Genomic DNA, 24,247 nt, shown 5'->3' with positions numbered 1-24,247 from the left:
CGGGGAAAAACAATCTATGGTAGTCACAGGGTTTTGGTAGTTTTGTGTATTTGGGTTTGTTAACATTCTGCTAAATTATCGTGGGCTTTCCGCCCGGATAAGGGAGATATGATGAAGCAGGCATTACGAGTAGCATTTGGTTTTTTGATGCTGTGGGCGGCGGTGCTGCACGCAGAAGTACGCATCGAGATCACCCAAGGGGTGGACTCGGCGCGCCCCATCGGTGTGGTGCCATTCCAGTGGGCTGGCCCGGGCGCTGCGCCTGAAGATATTGGCGGCGTGGTAGCGGCTGACCTGCGCAATAGCGGCAAGTTTAATCCGCTGGATCGCTCGCGCCTGCCTCAGCAGCCGGGTAGCGCTCAGGAAGTGCAGCCTGCGGCATGGTCCGCGCTGGGCGTTGACGCCGTGGTCGTAGGCCAGGTGACGCCAAACCCTGACGGTTCTTACCAGGTTGCCTATCAGCTGGTGGATACCGGCGGTGCGCCGGGTACTATCCTGTCGCAAGGCTCTTTCAAAGTGACCAAGCAGTACCTGCGTTATGCCGGACATACTGCCAGCGACGCGGTATTTGAAAAGCTGACCGGGATTAAAGGCGCTTTCCGTACCCGTATCGCTTACGTGGTTCGCACCAACGGCGGCCAGTTCCCGTATGAGCTGCGCGTCTCTGACTACGATGGCTACAACCAGTTCCTGGTTCACCGTTCATCGCAGCCGCTGATGTCGCCGGCATGGTCTCCGGACGGTTCTAAACTGGCCTATGTGACCTTCGAAAGCGGCCGTTCCGCGCTGGTAGTCCAGACGCTGGCGAATGGCGCAGTCCGTCAGATTGCCTCCTTCCCGCAGCACAACGGCGCGCCGGCCTTCTCGCCGGATGGCAGCAAACTGGCATTCGCACTGTCGAAAACCGGTAGCCTGAACCTGTACGTGATGGACCTCGGATCCGGCCAGATTCGTCAGGTGACTAACGGTCGCAGCAATAACACCGAACCGAGCTGGTTCCCGGATAGCCAGAACCTGGCGTTTACTTCCGACCAGGCTGGCCGTCCTCAGGTGTATAAAGTCAACATCAACGGCGGTACGCCGCAGCGTATTACCTGGGAAGGTTCGCAGAACCAGGATGCTGACGTCAGCGCTGATGGTAAAATTATGGTAATGGTAAGCTCGGCCAACGGTCAGCAACACATTGCTAAGCAAGATCTGGAAGCGGGTGGTGTACAGGTTCTGTCATCAACGTTTTTAGATGAAACGCCAAGTCTGGCACCTAACGGCACTATGGTAATCTACAGCTCTTCTCAGGGGATGGGATCCGTGCTGAATCTGGTTTCTACAGATGGGCGTTTCAAAGCGCGTCTTCCGGCAACTGATGGACAGGTAAAATTCCCTGCCTGGTCGCCGTATCTGTGATAATAAATAATTGATTATTAAAGGAATCAAAGAAATGCAACTGAACAAAGTGCTGAAAGGGCTGATGATCGCTCTGCCGGTTATGGCAATCGCGGCGTGTTCTTCCAACAAGAACGCCAGCAACGACCAGAGCGGTGAAGGCATGCTGGGTGCCGGCACTGGTATGGACGCTAACGGTAACGGCGGCAACATGTCTTCCGAAGAGCAAGCGCGTCTGCAGATGCAGCAGCTGCAGCAGAACAACATCGTTTACTTCGATCTGGACAAGTACGATATCCGTTCTGACTTCGCTGCAATGCTGGATGCGCACGCTAACTTCCTGCGTAGCAACCCGTCCTACAAAGTGACCGTAGAAGGTCACGCGGATGAGCGCGGTACTCCGGAATACAACATCGCTCTGGGTGAGCGTCGTGCTAACGCCGTTAAGATGTATCTGCAGGGCAAAGGTGTTTCTGCTGACCAGATTTCCATCGTTTCTTACGGTAAAGAAAAACCTGCAGTACTGGGTCATGACGAAGCGGCATATGCCAAAAACCGTCGCGCCGTACTGGTTTACTAAGAGAATTGCATGAGCAGTAACTTCAGACATCATTTATTGAGTCTGTCGTTACTGGTTGGCATAGCGGCCCCCTGGGCCGCTTTTGCTCAGGCGCCAATCAGTAGTGTCGGCTCAGGCTCGGTCGAAGACCGCGTCACTCAACTTGAGCGTATTTCCAATGCTCACAGCCAGCTTTTAACCCAACTCCAGCAACAACTCTCCGATAACCAAAGCGATATTGATTCCCTGCGCGGTCAGATTCAGGAAAATCAGTATCAGCTCAATCAGATTGTCGAACGCCAGAAGCAGATTCTGCAACAGATCGACGGGCTGACGAGCGGTGGCGGAGCAGCTGCGGCAGGCGCGCAGACGCAGGCTCCATCGTCTTCTGGCGATCAGAGTTCGGCTGCCGCCAGTACAGCGCCGGCGGCCTCTTCTGGGGCGCCTGCGATGACCGGGGATGCCAACACCGATTACAACGCGGCTATTGCGCTGGTTAAAGATTCGTCCCGCCAGGATGACGCGATGGTGGCGTTTCAGAACTTCGTCAAGAAGTACCCGGATTCAACCTATCAGCCGAACGCCAACTACTGGCTCGGACAGTTGAACTACAATAAGGGGAAAAAAGACGATGCGGCATATTATTTTGCCTCGGTGGTGAAAAACTATCCGAAATCCCCGAAAGCGCCGGATGCGATGTTTAAAGTCGGCGTCATCATGCAGGACAAAGGTGACACCGCGAAAGCGAAAGCGGTTTACCAGCAGGTGGTCAGCAAATTCCCTGGCACCGATGGTGCGAAACAAGCGCAAAAACGTCTTAACGCCCTGGGTTGATTATGGCATGACCAGAAATCGCGTTATTTCTGGTCTTGTCGCGCGAATCCCAAGCAGTTAAGTGATCTTTATCGAAATTTTAGTTGCGCTGAAATCTGAAATCAGTAATATATGCCGCCGTTGCCAAGGGATATCGAACAAGCCCAAAGCGACGCCAGAGTGGGTCGTTAGCTCAGTTGGTAGAGCAGTTGACTTTTAATCAATTGGTCGCAGGTTCGAATCCTGCACGACCCACCAATCGTTCTGGTGGAACGCGATAGTAAAACGTGAAGGATAACGTTGCGTTAGCAACGGCCCGTAGGGCGAGGCAAAGCCGAGTCATCCTGCACGACCCACCACTAATTAGTTTTAATTGTAGTATCCAGCGTAGTATCGGGTGATTAGCTCAGCTGGGAGAGCACCTCCCTTACAAGGAGGGGGTCGGCGGTTCGATCCCGTCATCACCCACCACCGGGTCGTTAGCTCAGTTGGTAGAGCAGTTGACTTTTAATCAATTGGTCGCAGGTTCGAATCCTGCACGACCCACCATCTTAATGATGGGGTCGGTGGAAGCAGTATCGGTAGTATCCAGCGCAGTTTCGGGTGATTAGCTCAGCTGGGAGAGCACCTCCCTTACAAGGAGGGGGTCGGCGGTTCGATCCCGTCATCACCCACCACTCGGGTCGTTAGCTCAGTTGGTAGAGCAGTTGACTTTTAATCAATTGGTCGCAGGTTCGAATCCTGCACGACCCACCATCTAAAATGATGGTGCCGAGTACAAAATCTTTCAGGTAACACCCTTAGGGTCGTTAGCTCAGTTGGTAGAGCAGTTGACTTTTAATCAATTGGTCGCAGGTTCGAATCCTGCACGACCCACCAATCTTTAACGGTGGTTTCTGGTAGAACGTGAAGGATAACGTTGCGATAGCAACGGCCCGAAGGGCGAGGCAAAGCCGAGTCATCCTGCACGACGCACCATCCTGAATGATTACAGCAGTAAAATCCCGCAAGGGGTCGTTAGCTCAGTTGGTAGAGCAGTTGACTTTTAATCAATTGGTCGCAGGTTCGAATCCTGCACGACCCACCATTCAACATTGAACTTTGATGTTGAACGTGAAGGATAACGTTGCGTCAGCAACGGCCCGTAGGGCGAGGCGAAGCCGAGTCATCCTGCACGACCCACCAATGTAAAAAGGCGCCCTAAAGGCGCCTTTTTGCTATGCGTCATTCTCCACAATCAACTCCATGTTCGCACTACGCTTACCTTGACTCCATAGCGCACGAACCGGTAGCCCGGGAAGATGCGCAGCATCGTCCCCGGGGAATACAAAATTCATCACGACATTTCGCTTGCAATCGGCTATCTTGTTTAGCATATAAAACATAGTGACCGTATTAAGGCGATACATAGCGATATTTACGGTTTCAAAGTTAAGCCAGTAAAACGAGATTGCATGATGAGCGTAATGTTTGATCCTGAAACGGCGATTTATCCTTTCCCGCCAAAACCACAACCGTTGAACCATGACGAAAAAGCGTTTTACCGCGAGAAAATTAAACGCCTGCTGCGTGAACGCGACGCCGTGATGGTGGCGCATTACTACACCGATCCTGAAATTCAGCAACTGGCCGAAGAGACCGGCGGCTGTATTGCCGACTCGCTGGAAATGGCGCGTTTTGGCGCGCGTCACCCGGCCTCCACGCTGCTGGTTGCCGGAGTGCGTTTTATGGGCGAAACGGCCAAAATTCTTAGTCCGGAAAAGACCATTCTGATGCCGACGCTGAATGCGGAGTGCTCGCTGGATCTCGGCTGTCCCATTGATGACTTTAATGCGTTTTGCGATGCTCACCCGGATCGCACCGTGGTGGTCTATGCCAATACGTCAGCGGCGGTAAAAGCGCGCGCCGACTGGGTGGTGACCTCCAGCATCGCGGTGGAGTTGATTGAACATCTCGATAGCCTCGGACAAAAGATACTTTGGGCGCCGGACCGCCATCTTGGTCGCTATGTACAGCGCCAGACCGGGGCCGACGTGTTGTGCTGGCAGGGCGCCTGCATCGTCCATGATGAATTCAAAACCCAGGCGCTGGCGCGCATGAAGGGGCTCTACCCCGATGCGGCGATCCTGGTGCATCCGGAATCACCGCAGGCGATTGTCGACATGGCGGATGCGGTAGGATCAACCAGCCAATTAATTGCCGCGGCGAAAAGCCTGCCGCAGCGCCAGCTTATCGTGGCCACCGATCGCGGGATCTTCTATAAAATGCAGCAGGCGGTACCGGAAAAAGAGCTGCTGGAAGCGCCTACGGCAGGTGAGGGCGCAACCTGTCGCAGCTGCGCCCATTGTCCGTGGATGGCGATGAACGGCCTGAAAGCGATTGCGGAAGGGTTAGAGCAGGGCGGCGTTGAACACGAAATTCACGTTGACGCCAAACTGCGTGCCGGGGCATTAATTCCGCTTAACCGTATGCTGGAATTTGCGGCTACACTACGGGGATAACTCATTACCGCGTCGCGTTACGCTTAGGGGATAAAATGGATTTTTTCAGTACGCAGAATATTTTAGTGCATATACCGATCGGCGCCGGCGGCTACGATCTGTCGTGGATTGAGGCGGTGGGGACCATCGCCGGCCTGCTGTGCATCTGGCTGGCGAGCCTGGAAAAAATCAGCAACTACGCTTTCGGCCTGGTGAACGTAACGCTTTTTGCGATCATCTTCTTCCAGATCCAGCTGTACGCCAGCCTGCTGCTGCAGCTGTTTTTCTTCGCGGCGAACGTTTACGGCTGGTACGCGTGGTCAAGGCAGACCAGCGATAACGAAGCAGAACTGAAAATTCGCTGGCTGCCGCTGCCAAAAGCGCTGGCCTGGCTGGCGGGCTGCGTAGTGGCTATCGGCCTGATGACGGTGTTTATTAACCCGGTATTTGCCTTCCTGACCCGCATCGCCGTCAACCTGATGCAAATGCTCGGGCTACAGGTGGCGATGCCGACGCTGGAACCGGATGCTTTCCCATTCTGGGATTCCTGCATGATGGTGCTGTCGATTGCCGCGATGGTGTTGATGACGCGTAAATACGTGGAGAACTGGCTGCTGTGGGTGATCATCAACGTCATCAGCGTGGTGATTTTCGCTCTGCAGGGCGTGTACGCGATGTCGCTGGAGTATTTGCTGCTCACGTTCATTGCCCTGAACGGTAGCCGGATGTGGATTAACAGCGCGCGTGAGCGAGGTTCTCACGCGCTTTCACGTTAATGGTGATGATGATGTTCATGTCCGGAATGCGCCAGATTCAGGTGGCATTCCGGGCCGCTGCAGGGGCGATACTCCATCTGTACCGTCACATGCTCAATTTCATATTTATGCTCAATAAAATGCTGGATGCTATCAAGTAGCGCATCGTGATCGTGTGGCGGCACGACCTGTACATGTAGCGTCATCACCGGTTTTTCCCCTACCAGCCAGACGTGAACGTGGTGAACGTCGCGGACTTCAGGTATCGAGCGGCGTAGATCGCGGCCTAATGCTTCGACATCCAGCGAGCGCGGCGCCCCTTCCAGCAGCTCATTCATACTCTCCTGCAGCAGCCGCCAGGCGCTACGCAGCACTAAACACGACACCAGCACCGAGAGGATCGGGTCAATCGGCGTCCAGCCGGTCATCAGAATCACGATAGCGGCCACGATGGCGCCGACGGAACCCAACAAATCGCCCAGTACATGTAGCGCCGCCGCGCGAACGTTAAGATTACTTTCGGCGCTGCCGCGGTGCAGGATCCAGAAGGCGAGAATATTGGCCAGTAGTCCGGCGACGGCGATAACCATCATGGTTTTTCCCGCGACCGGCTGCGGATGGTTAAAACGCTGTACCGCTTCCCAGAAGATGAAAATGGTAATGACTACCAGGGCGATGGCGTTGACGAAGGCGGCGAGAGTGGTTAAACGCAGCCAGCCAAAGGTGTGGCGGCTATTTGGCGGCCGGCTGGCGAAGCGTACCGCCAGCAGAGCGAACAGGAGGGCGGCGGAGTCGGTGAGCATATGTCCGGCATCGGCCAGCAGGGCCAGCGAACCGGAAATGACGCCGCCGATGGCCTCAATAATCATAAAACCGGCTGTTACGATGAAAGCCCAAAGCAGCCGGTTGGCGTTACTGTTTTCGCCAGCAGGGGTTGGTGAATGTGTATGCGCCATGATGTCATCCCTTAATAGTTATCATTATTACACTATGACATCTTACCGAAATTCAGCGAACAAAGGGATCAAGGTGAGCACTGCCACCTTGATCCCTTATCTCATCCGTTTCAATTACTGCGAGGTGCCATCCGTTTTGCTGGCATCGTTGTTCATGCCATTGCCGCTTTCCATTTTTTTATCCGTATCCGGACAGCGTCCATCTTTGCACATGCTGTTTTTATGGACCTCGTCGCTCGACATCCCGTCATGATTCATTGTCGAACCATCAGGATGAAGCATGGTGCCGCCGGAGTTAATTTTGTCGTTATCGACATTATTAGGCGCCACGTTTTCACGGGCATCGGGCGCAACCTGTCCGGCATCAGCGGCGGAATTGGCCTGGCCGTTGTTCGATTGCGCGCCGCTATCGGCGGCCAGTGCGGCGCCGCTGGCTAAGCTTAAGGTGGCGGTGAGAAGTAGGGCTGTGAGTTTATTCATATTCATCGGATACTCCTGCTTAGTCGATTTGTTGGCTAAACGCGGCCAACAGAGATGTGCCAGGGATCTGCGGTGCTATGGTTTAACACTCCGCCTTAGCGTGAGGATTTAAAATATAATACTGAAAATAAACATTTAATTGGATGTTGCAGTTAAAAATTGTAGTTGGCTGGCGGGATTTCGCTACTTTATGGCGTATTTTTCCCTAATTCCAGGATTATTCCATCGTCAGTGTAAAATCACGTTTACACTTTTTGACCGAAGAGATAGATTGGAAGGATTGCATTTCATTGTATAAGTATGGCAACGCCTGGAAAGAAGATGAATTATCAGAACGACGATTTACGCATTAAAGAGATCAACGAATTATTACCTCCCGTTGCGCTCCTGGAAAAATTCCCCGCTACCGAAAATGCTGCCAATACCGTTGCACATGCTCGCAAAGCGATCCACAACATCCTCAAAGGCAACGACGATCGTCTGCTGGTGGTAATTGGTCCGTGCTCTATTCACGACCCTGCCGCGGCGAAAGAGTACGCCAGCCGCCTGCTGACGCTGCGTGAAGCGCTCAAAGGCGAGTTGGAAATCGTTATGCGCGTCTATTTTGAAAAACCGCGCACCACCGTCGGTTGGAAGGGGCTAATTAACGATCCGCATATGGATAACAGCTTCCGCATCAACGACGGGCTGCGTATCGCGCGTAAGCTGCTGCTGGAAATCAACGACAGCGGTTTGCCTGCGGCGGGCGAGTTCCTTGATATGATCACCCCGCAATATGTGGCGGACCTGATGAGCTGGGGCGCAATCGGCGCGCGTACCACTGAATCCCAGGTGCACCGTGAACTCTCTTCCGGCCTCTCGTGCCCGGTTGGCTTCAAAAATGGCACCGATGGCACCATCAAGGTCGCTATCGATGCGATCAACGCAGCTGGCGCGCCGCACTGTTTCTTATCGGTAACGAAGTGGGGCCATTCCGCTATTGTGAATACCAGCGGCAACAGCGATTGCCATATCATTCTGCGCGGCGGTAAAGAGCCGAACTATAGCGCTCAGCACGTTGCCGAAGTGAAAGTGGGTCTGGCAAAAGCCGGTCTGCCGGCGCAAATCATGATCGACTTCAGCCACGCTAACTCCAGCAAGCAGTTTAAAAAGCAGATGGAAGTCGGCGCCGACGTGTGCCAGCAGATTGCCGGCGGTGAAAACGCGATTATGGGCGTGATGATTGAAAGCCACCTGGTGGAAGGCAATCAGAGCCTGGAAAGCGGCGAACCGCTGACCTACGGCAAGAGCGTGACCGACGCCTGCATCGGCTGGGAAGATACCGAGACCATCCTGCGCCAGCTGGCGGATGCGGTTAAAGCGCGCCGCGGCTAGCCTGTGCTTTGCCATCGCTGGCTGCCTTCGCGTTGCGCCAGCGATAGCTAAAAATAAAAAAGCGTGGAAAATTCCACGCTTTTTTGTTGCCGAAATAATTCAGTTGCGTATTACTTCGCTTTACCCTGGTTGGCGACGGCCGCGGCCTTCGCAGCGATTTCGTCAGCATTGCCCAGGTAGTAGTGTTTGATCGGCTTGAAGTTTTCATCGAACTCATACACCAGCGGTACGCCGGTCGGGATGTTCAGTTCAAGGATCTCGTCTTCGCCCATGTTGTCGAGGTATTTCACTAGCGCACGCAGGGAGTTACCGTGAGCGGCGATAATGACGCGCTCGCCGCTTTTCAGGCGCGGCAGAATGGTTTCGTTCCAGTAAGGTACGACGCGGTCGATGGTCAGCGCCAGGCTCTCGGTGGTCGGCAGTTCCGCATCGGTCAGCTTCGCGTAACGCGGATCGTGGCCCGGATAACGTTCGTCATCTTTGGTCAGTTCCGGCGGGGTGACGGCAAAGCCGCGACGCCACTGTTTAACCTGCTCGTCGCCATACTTCTCAGCGGTTTCGGCTTTGTTCAGGCCCTGCAGCGCGCCGTAATGACGTTCGTTCAGTTTCCATGATTTCTCAACCGGCAGCCAGGCCTGATCCAGTTCGTCCAGCACGTTCCACAGGGTGTGGATGGCACGTTTCAGCACGGAGGTATAAGCAAAATCAAAGCTGAAGCCTTCTTCCTTCAGCAGTTTACCCGCCGCTTTCGCTTCGCTAACGCCTTTTTCAGACAGGTCAACGTCGTACCAACCGGTGAAACGGTTTTCGTTGTTCCATTGGCTCTCGCCGTGACGGACTAGTACCAGCTTAGTTACAGCCATTCTCTTACTCCTCCTACACGCAACCCGACTACTGTGGTGTATGTGTTTATTGATTGATAACTATTCTCATTATATTGCCGTGATTTACCTCACGGCAATGCTTATCCCTAACCATAGCGAAAATAGTGACGCAGTGTAAGATGCTTGTAAAACACAGGTTAGCTTTTTGTCTTTCAACGGTGCAAATTACAGCAAAAAGGCGAAAAAAAACCCTCCGCAGGGAGGGCTATGGCGTTATCTGGCGATCAACTGATATTCCGTCAGGCTAACGTACTCGGCGCCGGGCCGTAATACGCAATCTGGCTGCGGCCAGTGCGGATGATTGGGGGAGTCCGGTAGGAACTCGCTCTCCAGCGCCAGCCCTTGCCAGTCGCCGTAAGGTTGACTGCCGCGCGATGGCGTGCCGCCGAGATAGTTACCGGAATAAAACTGCAGCGCCGGGGCCGAGGTATACACCGTCAGCTGTAGCTTTTCATCCTGCGACCAGACATGCGCCGCCGGCTGGCGGGCGTCGCCTTTGGCCTGCAGCAGAAAGGCGTGATCGTAACCTTTCACTTTTTGCTGGTCAGCATCGGCAAGAAACTCTCCGGCAAGCACCTTCGGCGCGCGGAAATCAAAACTGGTGTACTCCACGTCGCGCAAATCGCCATACGGAATACCGTCGCTCTCTACCGGCAGATACCGATCGGCGAAGATCTGCAGGCGGTGGTGGCGCACATCGCCCTGCACGCCGTCGAGATTAAAATAGACATGGTTAGTCATATTGACCGGGCAGGGCTTATCAACGGTGGCGCGGTACTCAATGGCGATACGATTATCGTCAGTCAGGCGATAGCGCGCGGTTGCCTGCAGATGGCCCGGGAAGCCCTGATCGCCATCGGCGGAGTCGAGCGCAAATAGCGCCTGGCTGTCGTCGTGGCTGACAATTTGCCAGCGGCGCTTGTCGAAGCCGTCCGGCCCGCCGTGGAGCTGGTGGCCGGCCTCGTTCGACGGGGTTAAATTCACGATTTCGCCATCGAGCGTGAAGCGGCTGTTGGCGATACGGTTAGCGTAGCGGCCGACGGATGCGCCCAGAAATGCCGCCTGCTGGCGATATTGCTGCGGCGTGGCGCAGCCAAGTAACGCTTCGCGCAGGCTGCCATCGGCAAGGGGCACTTGCGCGGAGAGTAGCGTCGCGCCCCAGTCCATCACCGTTACGGTCATCCCGGCGTTATTACGCAGCGTTATCACGTTCCACGGCTGTCCGTCGGGCGCGAGTTCGCGGGTTGGCGTTAGCATTGGCCGGCTCCCTGGGATGGTTTGCAGACGTAAAAAGTCTCTTTAATGCCGGTTTTCGCTTCATACTGAGCGGCTACCGCCTGCTGTACTTTTTCAACCAATGCTTCCGGCATCAGGGCAACGATACAGCCGCCAAAGCCGCCGCCGGTCATCCGCACGCCGCCCTTGTCGCCGATAACCTCTTTGACAATCTCAACCAGCGTATCAATTTGCGGTACGGTGATTTCAAAATCATCGCGCATGGAAGCGTGAGACTCCGCCATCAGTTCGCCCATGCGCTGCAGGTCGCCGTTTGCCAGCGCCTTCGCCGCTTCAACGGTACGAGCGTTTTCGGTTAATACATGACGCACGCGTTTCGCCACAATCGGGTCCAGCTCGTGGGCCACGGCATTAAACTGCGCAAGCTCAACGTCACGTAGAGCGGGCTGCTGGAAGAAACGCGCGCCGGTTTCACACTGTTCGCGGCGGGTGTTGTATTCGCTGCCCACCAGCGTGCGTTTAAAGTTGCTGTTGATAATCACCACCGCGACGCCTTTCGGCATCGACACCGCTTTGGTGCCAAGTGTACGGCAGTCGATCAGCAGCGCATGATCTTTTTTACCCAGCGCCGAAATAAGCTGGTCCATAATGCCGCAATTACAGCCGACGAACTGGTTTTCCGCTTCCTGGCCGTTAAGGGCGATTTGCGCGCCGTCGAGCGGCAGATGATACAGCTGCTGGAACACGGTGCCGACGGCGACTTCCAGCGACGCCGAGGAGCTTAACCCCGCGCCCTGCGGTACGTTGCCGCTGATGACCAGATCGGCGCCGCCGAAGTGGCTATTGCGCTTTTGCAGATGTTTGACCACGCCGCGGACGTAGTTTGACCACTGTTGGGTGTCGTGGCTAACGATGGGCGCATCGAGGGAAAACTCGTCGCGCTGGTTGTCATAATCGGCGGCAATGACCCGCACGATACGGTCGGAACGCGGCGCGCAGCTGACTACGGTTTGATAGTCAATGGCGCACGGCAGCACGAAACCATCGTTGTAATCGGTATGTTCGCCAATCAGGTTGACGCGGCCCGGCGCCTGAATGACGTGACTGGCAGGGTAGCCAAACTGTTCAGCAAACAGCGCCTGGGTGTTCTCTTTCAGACTCATTGTTCAACTCCTGATTCACGAAAATGGATATCGCTAACGGCACGTAACTTTTCGGCGGCTTGTTCCGCCGTGAGATCGCGCTGGGTTTCGGCTAGCATTTCGTAACCGACCATAAATTTGCGCACCGTGGCGGAGCGCAACAGCGGCGGGTAAAAGTGAGCGTGCAGCTGCCAGTGTTGATTATCTTCGTTATTAAACGGCGCGCCGTGCCAGCCCATGGAGTAGGGGAAGGAGGTCTGGAACAGGTTGTCGTAACGGCTGGTCAGCTTTTTCAGCGCCAGCGCCAGGTCATGGCGCTGGGCTGCGGTTAAATCGGTCAGGCGCTGAATATGCGCTTTTGGCAGCAGCAGCGTCTCAAAGGGCCAGGCCGCCCAGTAGGGGACCACGGCCAGCCAGTGTTCGGTTTCTACAACGGTACGGCTGCCGTCGGCCAGTTCGCGTTGCACATAATCCACCAGCATCGGTGAACCCTGCTCAGCGAAATATTTTTTTTGCAGACGGTCTTCACGTTCCGCTTCATTAGGCAGGAAGCTGTTGGCCCAAACCTGGCCGTGAGGGTGCGGGTTGGAGCAGCCCATCGCCGCCCCTTTATTTTCGAAGACCTGGACCCAGGGGTAACTTTTCCCAAGGTCCGCGGTCTGCTCTTGCCACGTTTTAACCACGCCTTCCAGTGCTTCAATGCTCAGTTCCGGCAGCGTTTTGCTGTGGTCTGGCGAGAAGCAGATAACCCGACTGGTGCCGCGCGCGCTTTGGCAGCGCATCAGCGGATCGTCGCTCTCCGGGGCGTCCGGCGTATCGGTCATCAATGCCGCAAAATCGTTGGTGAACACGTAAGTGCCGGTGTAATTCGGGTTAGTGTCGCCGGTGACGCGGGTATTACCCGGGCACAAGAAACAATCCGCATCGTACGCGGGCAACGTTTGTTTTGCCGGCGTCTCCTGCGCCCCTTGCCAGGGGCGCTTGGCGCGATGCGGTGAAACCAGAATCCACTGCCCGGTTAACGGGTTATAACGACGGTGCGGATGGTCGACGGGGTTAAATTGCGTCATGGTATTTCCTTAGAGCCTTTCCTTTAGGCGATTAGTCCGGATAACCCTGCGGATGACGGGACTGCCAGTGCCAGGTGTCCTGCGCCATTTCGTCAAGGTTGCGCGTCACGCGCCAGTTCAGCTCGCGGTCGGCTTTGGCGGCATCAGCCCAGTAGGCTGGGAGATCGCCATCGCGGCGCGGCGCGAAGTGATAATTAATCGGTTTACCGCAGGCTTTGCTGAAGGCGTTGACCACGTCCAGCACGCTGCTGCCGACGCCTGCGCCAAGGTTGTAGATATGCACGCCGGCTTTATTCGCCAGTTTTTCCATGGCGGCGACGTGGCCGTCGGCGAGGTCCATCACGTGGATGTAGTCGCGCACGCCGGTGCCGTCTTCGGTCGGGTAGTCGTTACCGAAAATCGCCAGTGATTCGCGACGGCCGACGGCAACCTGCGCGATATACGGCATCAGGTTGTTCGGGATACCCTGCGGATCTTCGCCCATATCGCCTGATGGATGCGCGCCGACCGGGTTGAAGTAGCGCAGCAGCGCGATGCTCCAGTCCGGTTGGGCTTTCTGCAGGTCGGCGAGGATTTGCTCAACCATCAGTTTGCTTTTACCGTAGGGGCTTTGCGGGGTACCGGTCGGGAAACTTTCAACATAAGGGATCTTTGGCTGGTCGCCGTAGACGGTCGCGGAGGAGCTAAAAATAAAGTTTTTAACGCCGGCTGCGCGCATAGCGGAAACTAATTTCAGTGTACCGGTGACGTTATTGTCGTAATATTCCAGCGGCTTGGCGACGGACTCGCCGACGGCTTTCAGGCCGGCAAAATGGATCACCGCTTCAATGGCGTGATCGTGCAGAATTTCCGTCATCAGCGCTTCATTACGAATATCGCCTTCGACAAAGGTGGCTTTCTTGCCGCCGAGACGTTCAATGACCGGCAATACGCTGCGTTTACTGTTGCAGAGATTGTCGAGAATAATCACATCATGTCCCTGCAGCAGCAGCTGTACGCAAGTATGACTTCCAATGTAACCGCTACCACCTGTGACCAGTACTTTCATGATTCGCTCCAATAGGCTTATCGTGTGAGAAGAAGATAGCATACCAAAGAAGGCAAAAGTGTGACACAGGCTAAAATAGTGGAATCGTTTACACTTGGTGCAACATTAAGGCTGATTTTATATAAACTTTTATAAAACAGTTGGTTGTTGTGATTTTTGGTTATTTCTCTGAAAAAATACAGGGATCCGCAGACCCCTGTATAGCGCTATTCTGCCAGTGTGCCGAGGTGGTAAGTGTAACCGTCTCCACTACGAATAAACTCCAGACGGTGGGTAATGCAGTCAGGGGCATCTTCGGCATGATGCGATACAAACAGCAGCTGCGTGGCCCCTTCGCCAATCAAAACATCAACGAAACGACGTACCAGTTGACGATTCAGCGGATCTAATCCCTGTAAAGGTTCATCAAGTATCAGTAAGGTCGGGTGTTTAACCAGCGCGCGAACGATCAGCGCCAGCCGCTGCTGTCCCCACGACAAACTATGGAACGGGGCGTCGGCGGTGCGTTTATCAATGCCCAGAATATCCAGCCAGCGCTGGACCAGCTTGTGCTGTTTATCAGAGACCGCCTGATAAATGCCGATCGAATCAAAATAGCCGGAAAGGATCACGTTACGCACGTTAGTGCTGACGCGGTATTCCAGATGCAGGCTGCTACTGACATAGCCAATATGTTTTTTGATATCCCAGATGGTCTCGCCGCTGCCGCGACGGCGGCCAAACAGCGTCAGGTCGTTGCTGTAACCCTGCGGATGGTCGCCGGTGATCAGGCTCAGCAATGTGGATTTGCCCGCGCCGTTGGGACCGACAATTTGCCAGTGTTCGCCGGGATTCACCGTCCAGCTTAGCTGGTTAATGATCGCTTTATCGTTATACGACACCGTGCCGTCGTTAAGAATGATAAGCGGAGCGTTCTCCGCTAAATCGTGCCGCGCGGCGGGAGCATCCGGTTCCGGGAGCGTCATGCCAGTAAGCTTCTCGCTGTGCGCCAGTTGGGCAATCAGCGCCTGTTGCAGTAAGGCCTGTTTCTCGCCGATTTCGCTCAGCGTGCAATCCGCCAGCACGCCGGCATATTCAATAAATTCCGGGATCTCATCAAAGCGGTTGAGAACCAGTACCAGGGTGATGCCATCCTGATGCAGGCTGGCCAGCAGGTCGGCCAACTGTTGGCGAGAAGCGACATCCAGGCCATCAAACGGTTCGTCGAGGATCAGCAGGTCGGGATCGCTCATCAGCGCCTGACAGAGGAGCGTTTTGCGGGTTTCGCCCGTCGACAGATATTTAAAGCGCCGCGTCAGCAGGTGGCTAATACCAAACTGCTCCGCCAGCCGGGCACAGCGTTCCGGGTCGCGTTTTTCATCTTCGATGATTTCTGCGGTAGTGCGTCCGGTGTCTTCTTCGCCGGGGCTAAGCATATCGGTGTTGTTGCGTTGCCACTCGTCGCTGACCAGTTTCTGCAGCTGTTCGAAGGAGAGGCGAGTCGTACGCTGAAATGTGCTTTCGCGCTGCCCGTTGAGTAGAGTCAGTTCGCCGGCCAGCGCTCTGGCCAGCGCCGATTTACCGCTACCGTTACTGCCGACGAAAGCCCAGCTTTCGCCAGCACGCAGCGTGAGGCGATCGATATGTAAGGTTTTTATATCGCTAAGGCGAAACGTGCCTTGCGAAATTTGCAATGATGACATTGTGTATCCCACTTTTTGCAGCGTTGTACTTCAGGGATACGTCTTCACGGCAATAAAGTCAATGCCATTAGCATAAGGTGGCCAGAATGATGCGATCGGCATTGAAGTAAGCGATCGCCTGCGCGCCCTCCTGCAAACCGTCGATTTGCGCCGTTGACAGCGTGGCGCACAGGTTTTGCCCATCCGGCAACGCCATGATGACTTCACACCGATCCGGGCCGCGTTCAATGCGGCTAATGCGCCCGGTAAGCTGGTTGTCCGCCTGCTGCGCCACGGCGTTATCCAGCGTGATGCCGACCCACGGCGCTTTCAGCAACACCAGCACTTCCTGGCCTTCATCGAGCCCGAGACGGTCGGCGCTTTGTGCGGTAATGGCGACTTTAAAACGGGTTTGACCGTCCGCCAGCAGCACGTCGACATGTTGCTGTACCTGCTGGTGGTCGCGACCGGTGATGGTGCCGAACCACTGGTTGCGGGCGCTGGTTTGTAACGAGAAGCGGGAAATCGCCGCCAGCAAACTGTCGAGGGGCAGGGCGTCATCGTCGCTTAGTACGTCGAAGGCTTTTTGTTGAATCTGCGCCAACAGATCGTACAACTGAATCAACCGCTGGCCATAGCGGGTCAGCACCGCGCCGCCGCCGCCTTTACCGCCGGTGGCGCGGTCGACCAGCGACTGTTCGCTGAGCTGGTTCATTTCGTTGATCGCATCCCATGCGCTTTTATAGCTGATACCGGCGTTCTTCGCCCCCTGGCTAATTGAGCCAGTCCGATCAATCTGCTTGAGTAGGGCGATCCGGCGGGGATCGGCGAACAGGCGCTGCTGAAGTTTAAGCGTAAGAAGGATTTCGGCCTGCATAATCAATTCCTGACGTAAAAAGCGTATTGTGAACGATAGCGCCTATCTTGCAACAGCCATCTGCCGCGGCGGCGAGGCACCGCACAAATGGGGCGTGTTTTTCCGGCCAAAATGGTTACAATGAAATATTCGTACTATCTGGAGCCAACCATGTTAGAGCTGTTGAAAAGTCTGGTATTTGCTGTCGTCATGGTACCTGTGGTGATGGCGGTCATCCTCGGTCTGATTTACGGTCTCGGTGAAGTGTTCAACCTTTTCTCCGGCGCCGGTCATAAAGACAGCAGCCAGCAAAACCACTGATTTCCCCAACGCCCGGCCCGCCGGGCGTTTTCTTTTGTCCCCATCCTGATTACCCCTAATTGGCGCTGTGAAATTCTCACCATAGTCGTTATATTATTCATTACATAACGAATAAACAGGAGTTTCCAATGGCAGGTCAATGGTCGCGTTTACTTACCGGGGCGGTATTAACGCTCTGCGTTTCTGGTCATGCGCTGGCGCAGGACGGCAAAATAACCGTTTTTGCCGCGGCGTCGTTAACTAACGCTATGCAGGATATCGCCCAGGCGTATAAAAAAGAGCGTCATGTCGAGGTGGTTTCTTCCTTTGCCTCTTCCTCCACGCTGGCGCGCCAGATTGAAGCCGGCGCGCCTGCCGATCTATTTATTTCTGCGGATCAGAAATGGATGGACTATGCCGTAGACAAAAAATCAATCGATACGGCTTCCCGCACCACGCTGCTGGGCAATAGCCTGGTGGTGGTGGCGCCGAAAGCCAGCGATCGCGGCGATATCGCCATTAATGATAAAACCGACTGGGTCAGCCTGCTGCAAGGCGGGCGTCTGGCGGTCGGCGATCCGGATCACGTGCCGGCGGGGATCTACGCGAAAGAAGCGCTGCAGAAACTGGGGGCCTGGGAGACGTTGTCGCCGAAGCTCGCGCCGGCAGAAGACGTGCGCGGCGCGCTGGCGCTGGTGGAGCGCAACGAAGCGCCGCTGGGCATCGTCTACGGCTCTGATGCCGTCGCCAGCAAGGGGGTTAAAGTGGTGGGCACCTTCCCGGAGGATTCGCACAAAAAAGTCGAGTATCCGCTGGCTATCGTTGATGGGCATAAAAATGCTACCGTAACCGCGTTTTACGACTACCTCAAAGGCCCGGAAGCCTCGGCTATCTTTAAACGTTACGGATTCACCACACAGCAATGATTTTAAGCGATCCCGAATGGCAGGCGGTACTGCTGAGCCTGAAAGTTTCATCCCTGGCGGTGGTTTGCAGCTTACCTTTTGGGATCTTTTTTGCCTGGCTGCTGGTGCGCCGCCATTTTCCCGGCAAAGCGTTACTCGATAGTATTATACATCTACCGCTGGTGCTGCCGCCGGTGGTGGTCGGCTATCTGCTGCTGATTTCCATGGGGCGGCGCGGCTTTATTGGCAGTTGGTTATACGACTGGTTTGGTCTGACTTTCGCCTTCAGCTGGCGGGGGGCGGTACTGGCGGCGGCGGTGATGTCATTCCCGCTGATGGTGCGGGCGATTCGCCTCGCCCTTGAAGGGGTGGACGTAAAGCTTGAACAGGCGGCGCGCACCCTCGGGGCTAATCGCTGGCGGGTATTTTTCACCATCACGCTGCCGTTGACTCTGCCGGGCATTATTGTCGGTACGGTGCTGGCTTTCGCCCGTTCGCTGGGGGAGTTTGGCGCGACGATCACCTTTGTCTCAAACATTCCTGGCGAAACGCGCACCATTCCTTCCGCGATGTATACCCTGATTCAAACGCCAGGCAGCGAAGGCGCCGCCGCGCGGTTGTGCATCATCTCTATTGTCCTGGCGCTGGTATCACTGCTGGTCTCCGAATGGCTGGCGCGCCTTAGCCGTAAGCGGATGGGAAAATAACTATGCTGGAGCTCGATTTTAGCCAGACGCTGGGCAACCACTGTCTTGAAGTACATGAAACCCTGCCCGCCAGCGGCATTACCGCAATTTTCGGCGTCTCGGGCGCGGGCAAAACCTCGCTGATTAATGCGATCGGCGGGCTGACGCAGCCGCAGCAGGGGCGCATTGTGCTCAATGGTCGGGTACTCAATGACGCGCGACAGCGCATCTGCCTGGCGCCGGAGAAGCGGCGCATCGGCTACGTGTTTCAGGACGCGCGGCTGTTTCCGCACTACAAAGTGCGCGGCAACCTGAAATATGGGATGGCCAAAAGCATGGCCGCGCAATTTGATAAGCTGGTGGCGTTGTTGGGCATTGAGCACCTGCTTGAACGACTGCCCGGTAGTTTGTCCGGCGGGGAAAAACAGCGGGTGGCGATTGGCCGCGCCCTGTTGACCGCGCCGGAATTGCTGCTGCTGGATGAGCCGCTGGCCTCGCTGGATATTCCGCGCAAGCGCGAATTACTCCCCTATTTACAGAGACTGGCGCGCGAGATCCACATCCCGATGCTATATGTCAGCCACTCGCTCGATGAAATTCAGCACCTGGCCGATAACGTGCTGGTGCTGGAGGCGGGGAAAGTGAAGGCGTTTGGCGATCTCGAAACGGTCTGGAGCAGCAGCGTGATGCATCCGTGGCTGCCGCAGGAGCAGCAGAGCACGATTCTTAACGTCTCGGTCATCGCGCAGCATCCGCAATATGCGATGACCGCGCTGGCGCTGGGCGATCAGCAACTATGGGTTAATCAACTGGCGCGGGAGCCGGGCGAAGCGGCGCGTATTCGTATTCAGGCGTCGGATGTGTCGCTGGTGCTGGAGCATCCGCGCCAGACCAGTATCCGGAATATTCTGCGCGCGCAGGTCGTTGGCTGCGTGGAAACCAACGGCCAGATTGAGGTACAGCTTACGGTCAGCGGCAAAACGCTATGGGCGCGCATTAGCCCGTGGGCGCGGGATGACCTGGGGGTCAGCCCAGGCCAGTGGCTGTATGCGCAAATTAAGAGCGTGTCGATCGCGGCCTGATTACAGCAAGTTACGATTGATAAAGTCGGCGATGCTGGTGGTTTCGTTTTCGCCGATCACCACGTTGGCCCGCGCTTTTACTTCCTCAACCGCGTTACCCATCGCCACGCCGGTCCCGGCGGCTTCCAGCATGCTGAGGTCGTTGTAGTTATCGCCAAAAGCGATGACGTCCTGCATGGATAATCCTTGCGCGGCGACCCACTGCGCCAGGCGTTTGCCTTTGCTATTGCCGGCGCGGGCGATATCAACCTGATCGTGCCACGACCATTCACATTCCAGGCCCAGTTTCTGGCCGACGGTCTGCGCGAAGGCCTGCAGTTTCGGGATATTTTCGTCGGTAAGGGCGAATTTCCATACCGCTTGTACTTCACGCGCCGCCTGCGCCAGAGAATTCACCTGGGTGAAAACCGGGCGTTGTTCAACCGGCAACGACTGCGCCCAGTTAGTGGTGCGGATCACGTGGCCGGTCGGACGTTCATAAAGCATGGCGTTATCGACGTACATCAGACCGTGAATATCGTGTTCGGCGAGCATGTTGGTCAGGCTGAGGGCTTTATCCACCGGCATCGGATCGGACTCGAGAACCTTTTTTGCATGATAATCATACAAATAGGTACCATTACAACAAATTGCAGGTGTATCGAGAGCCAGTGCCTGATAAAAAGGATGGATAGCGACGTGATGTCGGCCGGTTACGACGATCACCTGATATCCAGCCTCCCGGGCGCGAGCCAGCGCATCGAGCGACGCCGGAAGAATCATTTTTTTCGAGGTCAGTAGGGTGCCGTCTAAATCGAGGGCGATCACGCGTGAGGTCATGTGTTGGTTCCGGTAAATGATGAAAAGTTGTCTGCCATGATGGTACACGGCTTCGTCTCAGGGGCAAATTTTTCAGCATCTACCGTTAAAAACGTCTATACCATTCATCGTTGCGTCGCGCGCCGGATGAAATGTATAACGATGTCCACGAGCAGTTTCACGAGCAGTGAGGAAAGGAGTAGTCATGAAACAAACCGTATATACCGCCAGCCCGGAGAGCCATCAGATTCACGTCTGGAGCCTCAATGCTGAGGGAAATCTGACATTGGTTCAGGTTGTTGATGCCCCGGGCCAGGTGCAGCCGATGGTGGTAAGTCCGAACAAAGAGTATCTCTATGTCGGCGTTCGTCCGGAGTTTCGCGTCCTGGCTTACCGCATTGCGCCAGATAATGGCGCGCTGACTTTCGCCGGTGAAGCTGCGCTGCCGGGGAGCCCGACGCATATCTCCACCGACCATCAGGGCCGTTTTGTTTTTAGCGCTTCCTACAATCAGGGTTGCGTGAGCGTGACGCCATTGATTGACGGCCTGCCGGGCGAAACGGTCACCGTCGTCGAGGGGCTGGAAGGCTGTCACTCGGCCAATATTTCGCCGGACAACCGCACGCTATGGGTACCGGCGCTGAAGCAGGATCGTATTTGCCTGTTTAACCTGAGCGACGACGGCTATCTGGCCGCACAGGAGCCGGCGGAAGTCACTACCGTTGAAGGCGCCGGTCCGCGGCATATGGTGTTCCATCCGAACCAGCAGTATGGCTACTGTGTGAATGAACTGAACAGCTCCGTTGACGTGTGGGAGCTTAAAGATCCGCACGGGAAAATTGAGTGCGTGCAGACGCTGGATATGATGCCGCCAGATTTCACCGGCGTGCGCTGGGCTGCGGATATTCATATTACGCCGGATGGCCGTCATCTTTATGCCTGCGATCGTACCGCCAGCATTATCACCATCTTCAGCGTTTCTGAAGACGGTAGCGTACTGTCTATTGAAGGCTACCAGCCGACCGAAGCGCAGCCGCGCGGCTTTAATCTCGATCACAGCGGTAAGTATTTGATTGCCGCCGGGCAGAAATCGCATCATATCGCAGTATATGAAATTGCCGGCGAGCAGGGGCTGTTAAAAGAGAAAGGGCGTTATGCCGTTGGTCAGGGACCGATGTGGGTAGTGGTTAACGCGCATTAATGTGCTACTGATGGAATAAAAAAACCTCGCGCCGCGAGGTTTTTTTATTCGGACTGACAGGCTTAAATATCATCCATCGTATAGCCGACGACAATTTCCAGCGTCTTGCGAATCACATCCGCGGTGACCACGTTATCGGTGGTTTCCAGGGCATTGATCAACCATAAAATAAGCGCCTTATTGCTCAGATGCCCATCTGAGCTGAGGATGCTGTCGATTGCCAGCGACATTACCGCAGATTCATCGACTAATTTATCTCCGGCGGCGCGGAAATATTCTGAGAGCGCTCTATCCTGCAGTCCTGCGTAAATATCTGATTGCTGATGCATAGTCTGTCTCATCATATTCTCACTTGTTTATTAAACTTGATTGGGGATCAGTGTATTTTTTTACCCGTCGGTTCGACGTTACCATCCACAACAACGGCTCTGTTTTCCCACTGGCCGTTAATCTTTTTAATGACCGGAGCGTGATTGCCGCGCGTCGTGAGTCTGACGCTAATTTCATCAATAACGGCAATAATTGCATTCCTTCGCTGGTGGTTCGTTTCCGCTGCCTGCATTAACCGAAGTTTGACTAGCAGCGTCGGAATATTAATTGGCCGGTTTGTTTTAAGAAGGGATAAAACCGCCTCGCCAATAATCTCATCGCTAACCCGTTCTGATTGACTGCTTTTCATCATCGTCCCTCTGCATGCCTCGTTGTTCCTGTAAGCCAGGTCAGGTGCAGGCCGACAGTCAGCGTTTACTCCTGACGCTCAAACAGCAGGCCAATCAACGTTTGATAATGATTTTCTTCTTCCGGAGCTCGTGCGACGTCAAGACGGCTCAGTAACTTGGTGCAGAGCGCTTTGCGGTTTAAATGCCGCCCTTCGGTGAGTATGTCCATCACGATTTCGCCCAGCGTCTCCTGCTGGGAAGGTAACGATGCTTTGTTGAAATACTGGGCTATCGCGTTCGCTGTATCTGGAATGTAACCATTCTGCTGCATATGCGCTCCTTTAATTTCACTCATCTGTTAACTGTGAGTAAACTTATACAATAATCTGTAACTTGTACATAGCGTGTTGCGCAATAAATTGTGATTGGAGTATAGTTCATTGAAAACTAACGATAAATTTGTTGTTTTTTTATTTTGTGTAAAATTGCGATGAGGATTCTAAGCGTGACAGTTTGTACAAGATTATACGGCCTGGCGGCGTTGTGTGTTCAATTTTTGTTAATATAAATACTTGTTTCGCAAGACGTATCGAACAGTAACTGCTACTGTGAATGCTTATACCTCTCATCTGGAATCGCTATGCTCACCACCATCATTTATCGCAGCCATATCTGCGACGATGTCTCATTCAAATCGCTCGAGTCGATGGTTGCTGCGGCTAACGAGAGAAATGGTCAGGCGGATGTCACCGGTATTTTACTTTTTAACGGTACGCATTTCTTCCAACTCATTGAGGGACCGGAAGAAAACGTACAGCAAATCTATCGGCATATTTGCGCGGACCCGCGTCATTACAACCTGGTGGAGCTTCTGTGCGATTACGCGCCGTCTCGCCGCTTTGGTAAGGTCGGCATGGAGCTGTTTGATTTAAGGGAACACGATCGCGACGCGGTATTACAGAACGTGCTGGATAAGGGGACGACAAAATATCAGCTGACTTACGACGACCGGGCGCTACATTTTTTCCGTACCTTTGTCGAAGCGACGGAAAAAGAGAATTATTATGAAATTCCGTCAGCTGATAGCTGGGATTTTACTGCTGATGAGAGCTCGTTTTACCCGGCCGCGCCCTGTATCGACCGCACTGAATCATGCTGTTTTGCTTTTCAGCCGGTGGTTGACCCTTTTGCCTGTGAAATAGTCTCCTGGGAAGCGCTGCTACGCACCGTTGATGGAGAGCCGCCTGCGGCCTACTTTGCCGGTTTGTCCGGCGATGAGGTTTACGTCGCGGATTTGCAATGTAAACGGGTTGCGTTGGCCATTGCCGGTAAATTAGGCCTGCGTGAACGTACGCTGACCATCAATCTGCTGCCGATGACGCTGGTGAAAGTGGCGGATGCGGTGCCATTCCTGCTAACGGAAATTCAGCGCAACGATCTGATCCCGGAACAGATTATTGTTGAATTCACCGAGCGTGAAGTGATCTCGCGGATGGATGAGTTTACCGATGCCGTACGCAAATTGAAGGGGGCGGGAATTCGCGTCGCTATCGATCACTTTGGCGCCGGTTTTGCCGGGCTATCGCTGCTGGCGCACTATCAACCGGATCGAATTAAAATTGATCAGCAGCTGATCCGCAACATCCATCGTGACGGGCCGCGTCAGGCTATCGTGCAGGCGATTATTAAATGCTGTCACTCGCTGGAAATTTCCGTATCGGTGGTTGGCGTTGAGCAGGCGGAGGAGTGGATGTGGCTGGAGGCGGCGGGTATTTCTCATTTTCAGGGAAATCTGTTTGCCAGTCCGCGACTGGGTGGCCTGCCGGCTATCGCCTGGCCGGGGAAAATATGATCCACTCTGAGATAGCGTAAACGCACTTTCATCCTTTTTCCCGCAAGCTGTGAGCTGCAACCTGATA

The 24,247-nt window shown here is 54.8% G+C and carries 25 protein-coding genes and 7 tRNA genes; 19 read left to right on the top strand and 13 right to left on the bottom strand.

Annotated features, from left to right (window positions below; genetic code table 11):
* The first annotated feature begins 111 nt into the window (after window positions 1-111).
* The 12 genes from tolB (at window position 112) to pnuC (ending at window position 6,011) form a co-directional block, all read left to right on the top strand.
* Window positions 112-1,404, top strand: coding sequence for a Tol-Pal system beta propeller repeat protein TolB (tolB, locus tag KGA69_RS23080; RefSeq protein WP_015367659.1), 1,293 nt, complete (start codon window positions 112-114; stop codon window positions 1,402-1,404).
* A gap of 34 nt (window positions 1,405-1,438) precedes the next feature.
* Window positions 1,439-1,963 carry a peptidoglycan-associated lipoprotein Pal gene (gene pal, locus KGA69_RS23075; protein ID WP_002895068.1) on the top strand — a complete coding sequence of 175 codons (525 nt, stop codon included), beginning with the start codon at window positions 1,439-1,441 and terminating at the stop codon, window positions 1,961-1,963.
* Between the two features lie 9 nt (window positions 1,964-1,972).
* The gene (gene cpoB / locus KGA69_RS23070) at window positions 1,973-2,776 is read left to right on the top strand and encodes a cell division protein CpoB (protein ID WP_045398365.1); all 804 of its coding nucleotides are present in this window, start codon (window positions 1,973-1,975) and stop codon (window positions 2,774-2,776) included.
* Between the two features lie 161 nt (window positions 2,777-2,937).
* Window positions 2,938-3,013: transfer RNA gene (locus KGA69_RS23065), tRNA-Lys, on the top strand.
* A 137-nt stretch (window positions 3,014-3,150) separates the two neighbouring features.
* Window positions 3,151-3,226, top strand: a tRNA-Val gene (locus tag KGA69_RS23060).
* A 2-nt stretch (window positions 3,227-3,228) separates the two neighbouring features.
* A tRNA-Lys gene (locus tag KGA69_RS23055) sits at window positions 3,229-3,304 on the top strand.
* A gap of 52 nt (window positions 3,305-3,356) precedes the next feature.
* A tRNA-Val gene (locus KGA69_RS23050) sits at window positions 3,357-3,432 on the top strand.
* Window positions 3,433-3,435: 3 nt separating this feature from the next.
* Window positions 3,436-3,511: transfer RNA gene (locus KGA69_RS23045), tRNA-Lys, on the top strand.
* 47 nt (window positions 3,512-3,558) lie between these two features.
* Window positions 3,559-3,634 (top strand) — tRNA-Lys (locus KGA69_RS23040).
* Window positions 3,635-3,766: 132 nt separating this feature from the next.
* A tRNA-Lys gene (locus KGA69_RS23035) sits at window positions 3,767-3,842 on the top strand.
* Between the two features lie 370 nt (window positions 3,843-4,212).
* Complete coding sequence (gene nadA / locus KGA69_RS23030; protein ID WP_049060501.1) at window positions 4,213-5,256, top strand: quinolinate synthase NadA; 1,044 nt, start codon at window positions 4,213-4,215, stop codon at window positions 5,254-5,256.
* A gap of 35 nt (window positions 5,257-5,291) precedes the next feature.
* The gene (gene pnuC / locus KGA69_RS23025; protein ID WP_015367656.1) at window positions 5,292-6,011 is read left to right on the top strand and encodes a nicotinamide riboside transporter PnuC; all 720 of its coding nucleotides are present in this window, start codon (window positions 5,292-5,294) and stop codon (window positions 6,009-6,011) included.
* On the opposite strand, the gene zitB is transcribed toward pnuC, so the two are convergent.
* The gene (zitB, locus tag KGA69_RS23020) at window positions 6,008-6,946 is read right to left on the bottom strand and encodes a CDF family zinc transporter ZitB (protein ID WP_063447346.1); all 939 of its coding nucleotides are present in this window, start codon (window positions 6,944-6,946) and stop codon (window positions 6,008-6,010) included. The two genes, pnuC and zitB, sit on opposite strands and share 4 nt — an antisense overlap.
* Window positions 6,947-7,060: 114 nt before the next feature.
* Window positions 7,061-7,432, bottom strand: coding sequence for a YbgS-like family protein (locus KGA69_RS23015; RefSeq protein WP_015367654.1), 372 nt, complete (start codon window positions 7,430-7,432; stop codon window positions 7,061-7,063).
* Between the two features lie 315 nt (window positions 7,433-7,747).
* Here KGA69_RS23015 and aroG point away from each other — a divergent pair, with 315 nt between their 5' ends.
* Complete coding sequence (aroG, locus tag KGA69_RS23010; protein WP_015367653.1) at window positions 7,748-8,800, top strand: 3-deoxy-7-phosphoheptulonate synthase AroG; 1,053 nt, start codon at window positions 7,748-7,750, stop codon at window positions 8,798-8,800.
* A 110-nt stretch (window positions 8,801-8,910) separates the two neighbouring features.
* Here aroG and gpmA read toward each other — a convergent pair whose 3' ends face one another.
* The 7 genes from gpmA to modE all read right to left on the bottom strand — a co-directional run bounded on the left by gpmA (window position 8,911) and on the right by modE (window position 16,718).
* The gene (gpmA, locus tag KGA69_RS23005) at window positions 8,911-9,663 is read right to left on the bottom strand and encodes a 2,3-diphosphoglycerate-dependent phosphoglycerate mutase (protein ID WP_015367652.1); all 753 of its coding nucleotides are present in this window, start codon (window positions 9,661-9,663) and stop codon (window positions 8,911-8,913) included.
* A gap of 234 nt (window positions 9,664-9,897) precedes the next feature.
* Window positions 9,898-10,941: a galactose-1-epimerase gene (gene galM, locus KGA69_RS23000; RefSeq protein WP_045395086.1), complete on the bottom strand. Its 1,044-nt coding sequence runs from the start codon at window positions 10,939-10,941 to the stop codon at window positions 9,898-9,900.
* Entirely contained in the window at window positions 10,935-12,083 is a 1,149-nt protein-coding gene (gene galK / locus KGA69_RS22995) for a galactokinase (protein WP_045395085.1), read from the bottom strand. Before galK ends, galM begins: the two co-directional genes overlap by 7 nt.
* Window positions 12,080-13,132: a galactose-1-phosphate uridylyltransferase gene (galT, locus tag KGA69_RS22990; RefSeq protein ID WP_045395084.1), complete on the bottom strand. Its 1,053-nt coding sequence runs from the start codon at window positions 13,130-13,132 to the stop codon at window positions 12,080-12,082. The genes galK and galT overlap by 4 nt, the downstream gene beginning before the upstream one ends.
* Window positions 13,133-13,163: 31 nt before the next feature.
* Window positions 13,164-14,180, bottom strand: coding sequence for a UDP-glucose 4-epimerase GalE (gene galE, locus KGA69_RS22985; RefSeq protein WP_045364697.1), 1,017 nt, complete (start codon window positions 14,178-14,180; stop codon window positions 13,164-13,166).
* Window positions 14,181-14,386: 206 nt separating this feature from the next.
* Complete coding sequence (gene modF, locus KGA69_RS22980; RefSeq protein WP_045395083.1) at window positions 14,387-15,862, bottom strand: molybdate ABC transporter ATP-binding protein ModF; 1,476 nt, start codon at window positions 15,860-15,862, stop codon at window positions 14,387-14,389.
* Window positions 15,863-15,929: 67 nt separating this feature from the next.
* Window positions 15,930-16,718, bottom strand: coding sequence for a molybdenum-dependent transcriptional regulator (modE, locus tag KGA69_RS22975; RefSeq protein WP_047049194.1), 789 nt, complete (start codon window positions 16,716-16,718; stop codon window positions 15,930-15,932).
* Window positions 16,719-16,868: 150 nt separating this feature from the next.
* Between modE and KGA69_RS22970 the strand changes: the two genes are divergently transcribed.
* The 4 genes from KGA69_RS22970 (at window position 16,869) to modC (ending at window position 19,670) form a co-directional block, all read left to right on the top strand.
* Window positions 16,869-17,018, top strand: coding sequence for an AcrZ family multidrug efflux pump-associated protein (locus KGA69_RS22970; RefSeq protein ID WP_045395091.1), 150 nt, complete (start codon window positions 16,869-16,871; stop codon window positions 17,016-17,018).
* Window positions 17,019-17,146: 128 nt separating this feature from the next.
* Window positions 17,147-17,923 carry a molybdate ABC transporter substrate-binding protein gene (gene modA, locus KGA69_RS22965; RefSeq protein WP_045395081.1) on the top strand — a complete coding sequence of 259 codons (777 nt, stop codon included), beginning with the start codon at window positions 17,147-17,149 and terminating at the stop codon, window positions 17,921-17,923.
* Window positions 17,920-18,609, top strand: coding sequence for a molybdate ABC transporter permease subunit (gene modB, locus KGA69_RS22960; RefSeq protein ID WP_015367643.1), 690 nt, complete (start codon window positions 17,920-17,922; stop codon window positions 18,607-18,609). The genes modA and modB overlap by 4 nt, the downstream gene beginning before the upstream one ends.
* A gap of 2 nt (window positions 18,610-18,611) precedes the next feature.
* Window positions 18,612-19,670, top strand: coding sequence for a molybdenum ABC transporter ATP-binding protein ModC (gene modC / locus KGA69_RS22955; RefSeq protein WP_045395080.1), 1,059 nt, complete (start codon window positions 18,612-18,614; stop codon window positions 19,668-19,670).
* Here the strand turns inward: modC and KGA69_RS22950 are convergent, their stop codons facing one another.
* Window positions 19,671-20,489: a pyridoxal phosphatase gene (locus KGA69_RS22950; RefSeq protein ID WP_213292688.1), complete on the bottom strand. Its 819-nt coding sequence runs from the start codon at window positions 20,487-20,489 to the stop codon at window positions 19,671-19,673. It abuts the gene before it with no gap.
* A 184-nt stretch (window positions 20,490-20,673) separates the two neighbouring features.
* On the opposite strand from KGA69_RS22950, the gene pgl reads away from it, so the two are divergent.
* Entirely contained in the window at window positions 20,674-21,669 is a 996-nt protein-coding gene (gene pgl / locus KGA69_RS22945) for a 6-phosphogluconolactonase (RefSeq protein ID WP_015367640.1), read from the top strand.
* 62 nt (window positions 21,670-21,731) lie between these two features.
* Here pgl and KGA69_RS22940 read toward each other — a convergent pair whose 3' ends face one another.
* From KGA69_RS22940 to ycgZ, 3 genes are all read right to left on the bottom strand, one after another.
* Window positions 21,732-21,998, bottom strand: a complete 267-nt coding sequence (locus KGA69_RS22940; RefSeq protein WP_045395077.1) for a biofilm development regulator YmgB/AriR family protein — start codon at window positions 21,996-21,998, stop codon at window positions 21,732-21,734.
* 47 nt (window positions 21,999-22,045) lie between these two features.
* The gene (locus KGA69_RS22935; RefSeq protein WP_045395090.1) at window positions 22,046-22,348 is read right to left on the bottom strand and encodes a hypothetical protein; all 303 of its coding nucleotides are present in this window, start codon (window positions 22,346-22,348) and stop codon (window positions 22,046-22,048) included.
* A 65-nt stretch (window positions 22,349-22,413) separates the two neighbouring features.
* Window positions 22,414-22,659 carry a regulatory protein YcgZ gene (gene ycgZ / locus KGA69_RS22930; RefSeq protein ID WP_015367637.1) on the bottom strand — a complete coding sequence of 82 codons (246 nt, stop codon included), beginning with the start codon at window positions 22,657-22,659 and terminating at the stop codon, window positions 22,414-22,416.
* Between the two features lie 309 nt (window positions 22,660-22,968).
* Here ycgZ and KGA69_RS22925 point away from each other — a divergent pair, with 309 nt between their 5' ends.
* The gene (locus tag KGA69_RS22925) at window positions 22,969-24,180 is read left to right on the top strand and encodes a diguanylate phosphodiesterase (protein ID WP_213292687.1); all 1,212 of its coding nucleotides are present in this window, start codon (window positions 22,969-22,971) and stop codon (window positions 24,178-24,180) included.
* Window positions 24,181-24,247 lie beyond the last annotated feature (67 nt).

It is taken from the genome of Klebsiella sp. A52 (genome assembly GCF_018388785.1).
GTDB lineage: Bacteria > Pseudomonadota > Gammaproteobacteria > Enterobacterales > Enterobacteriaceae > Klebsiella > Klebsiella aerogenes.
The sequence above is the reverse complement of the archived record's forward strand: the minus strand, read 5'-3'. Positions and strand labels throughout refer to the sequence as shown.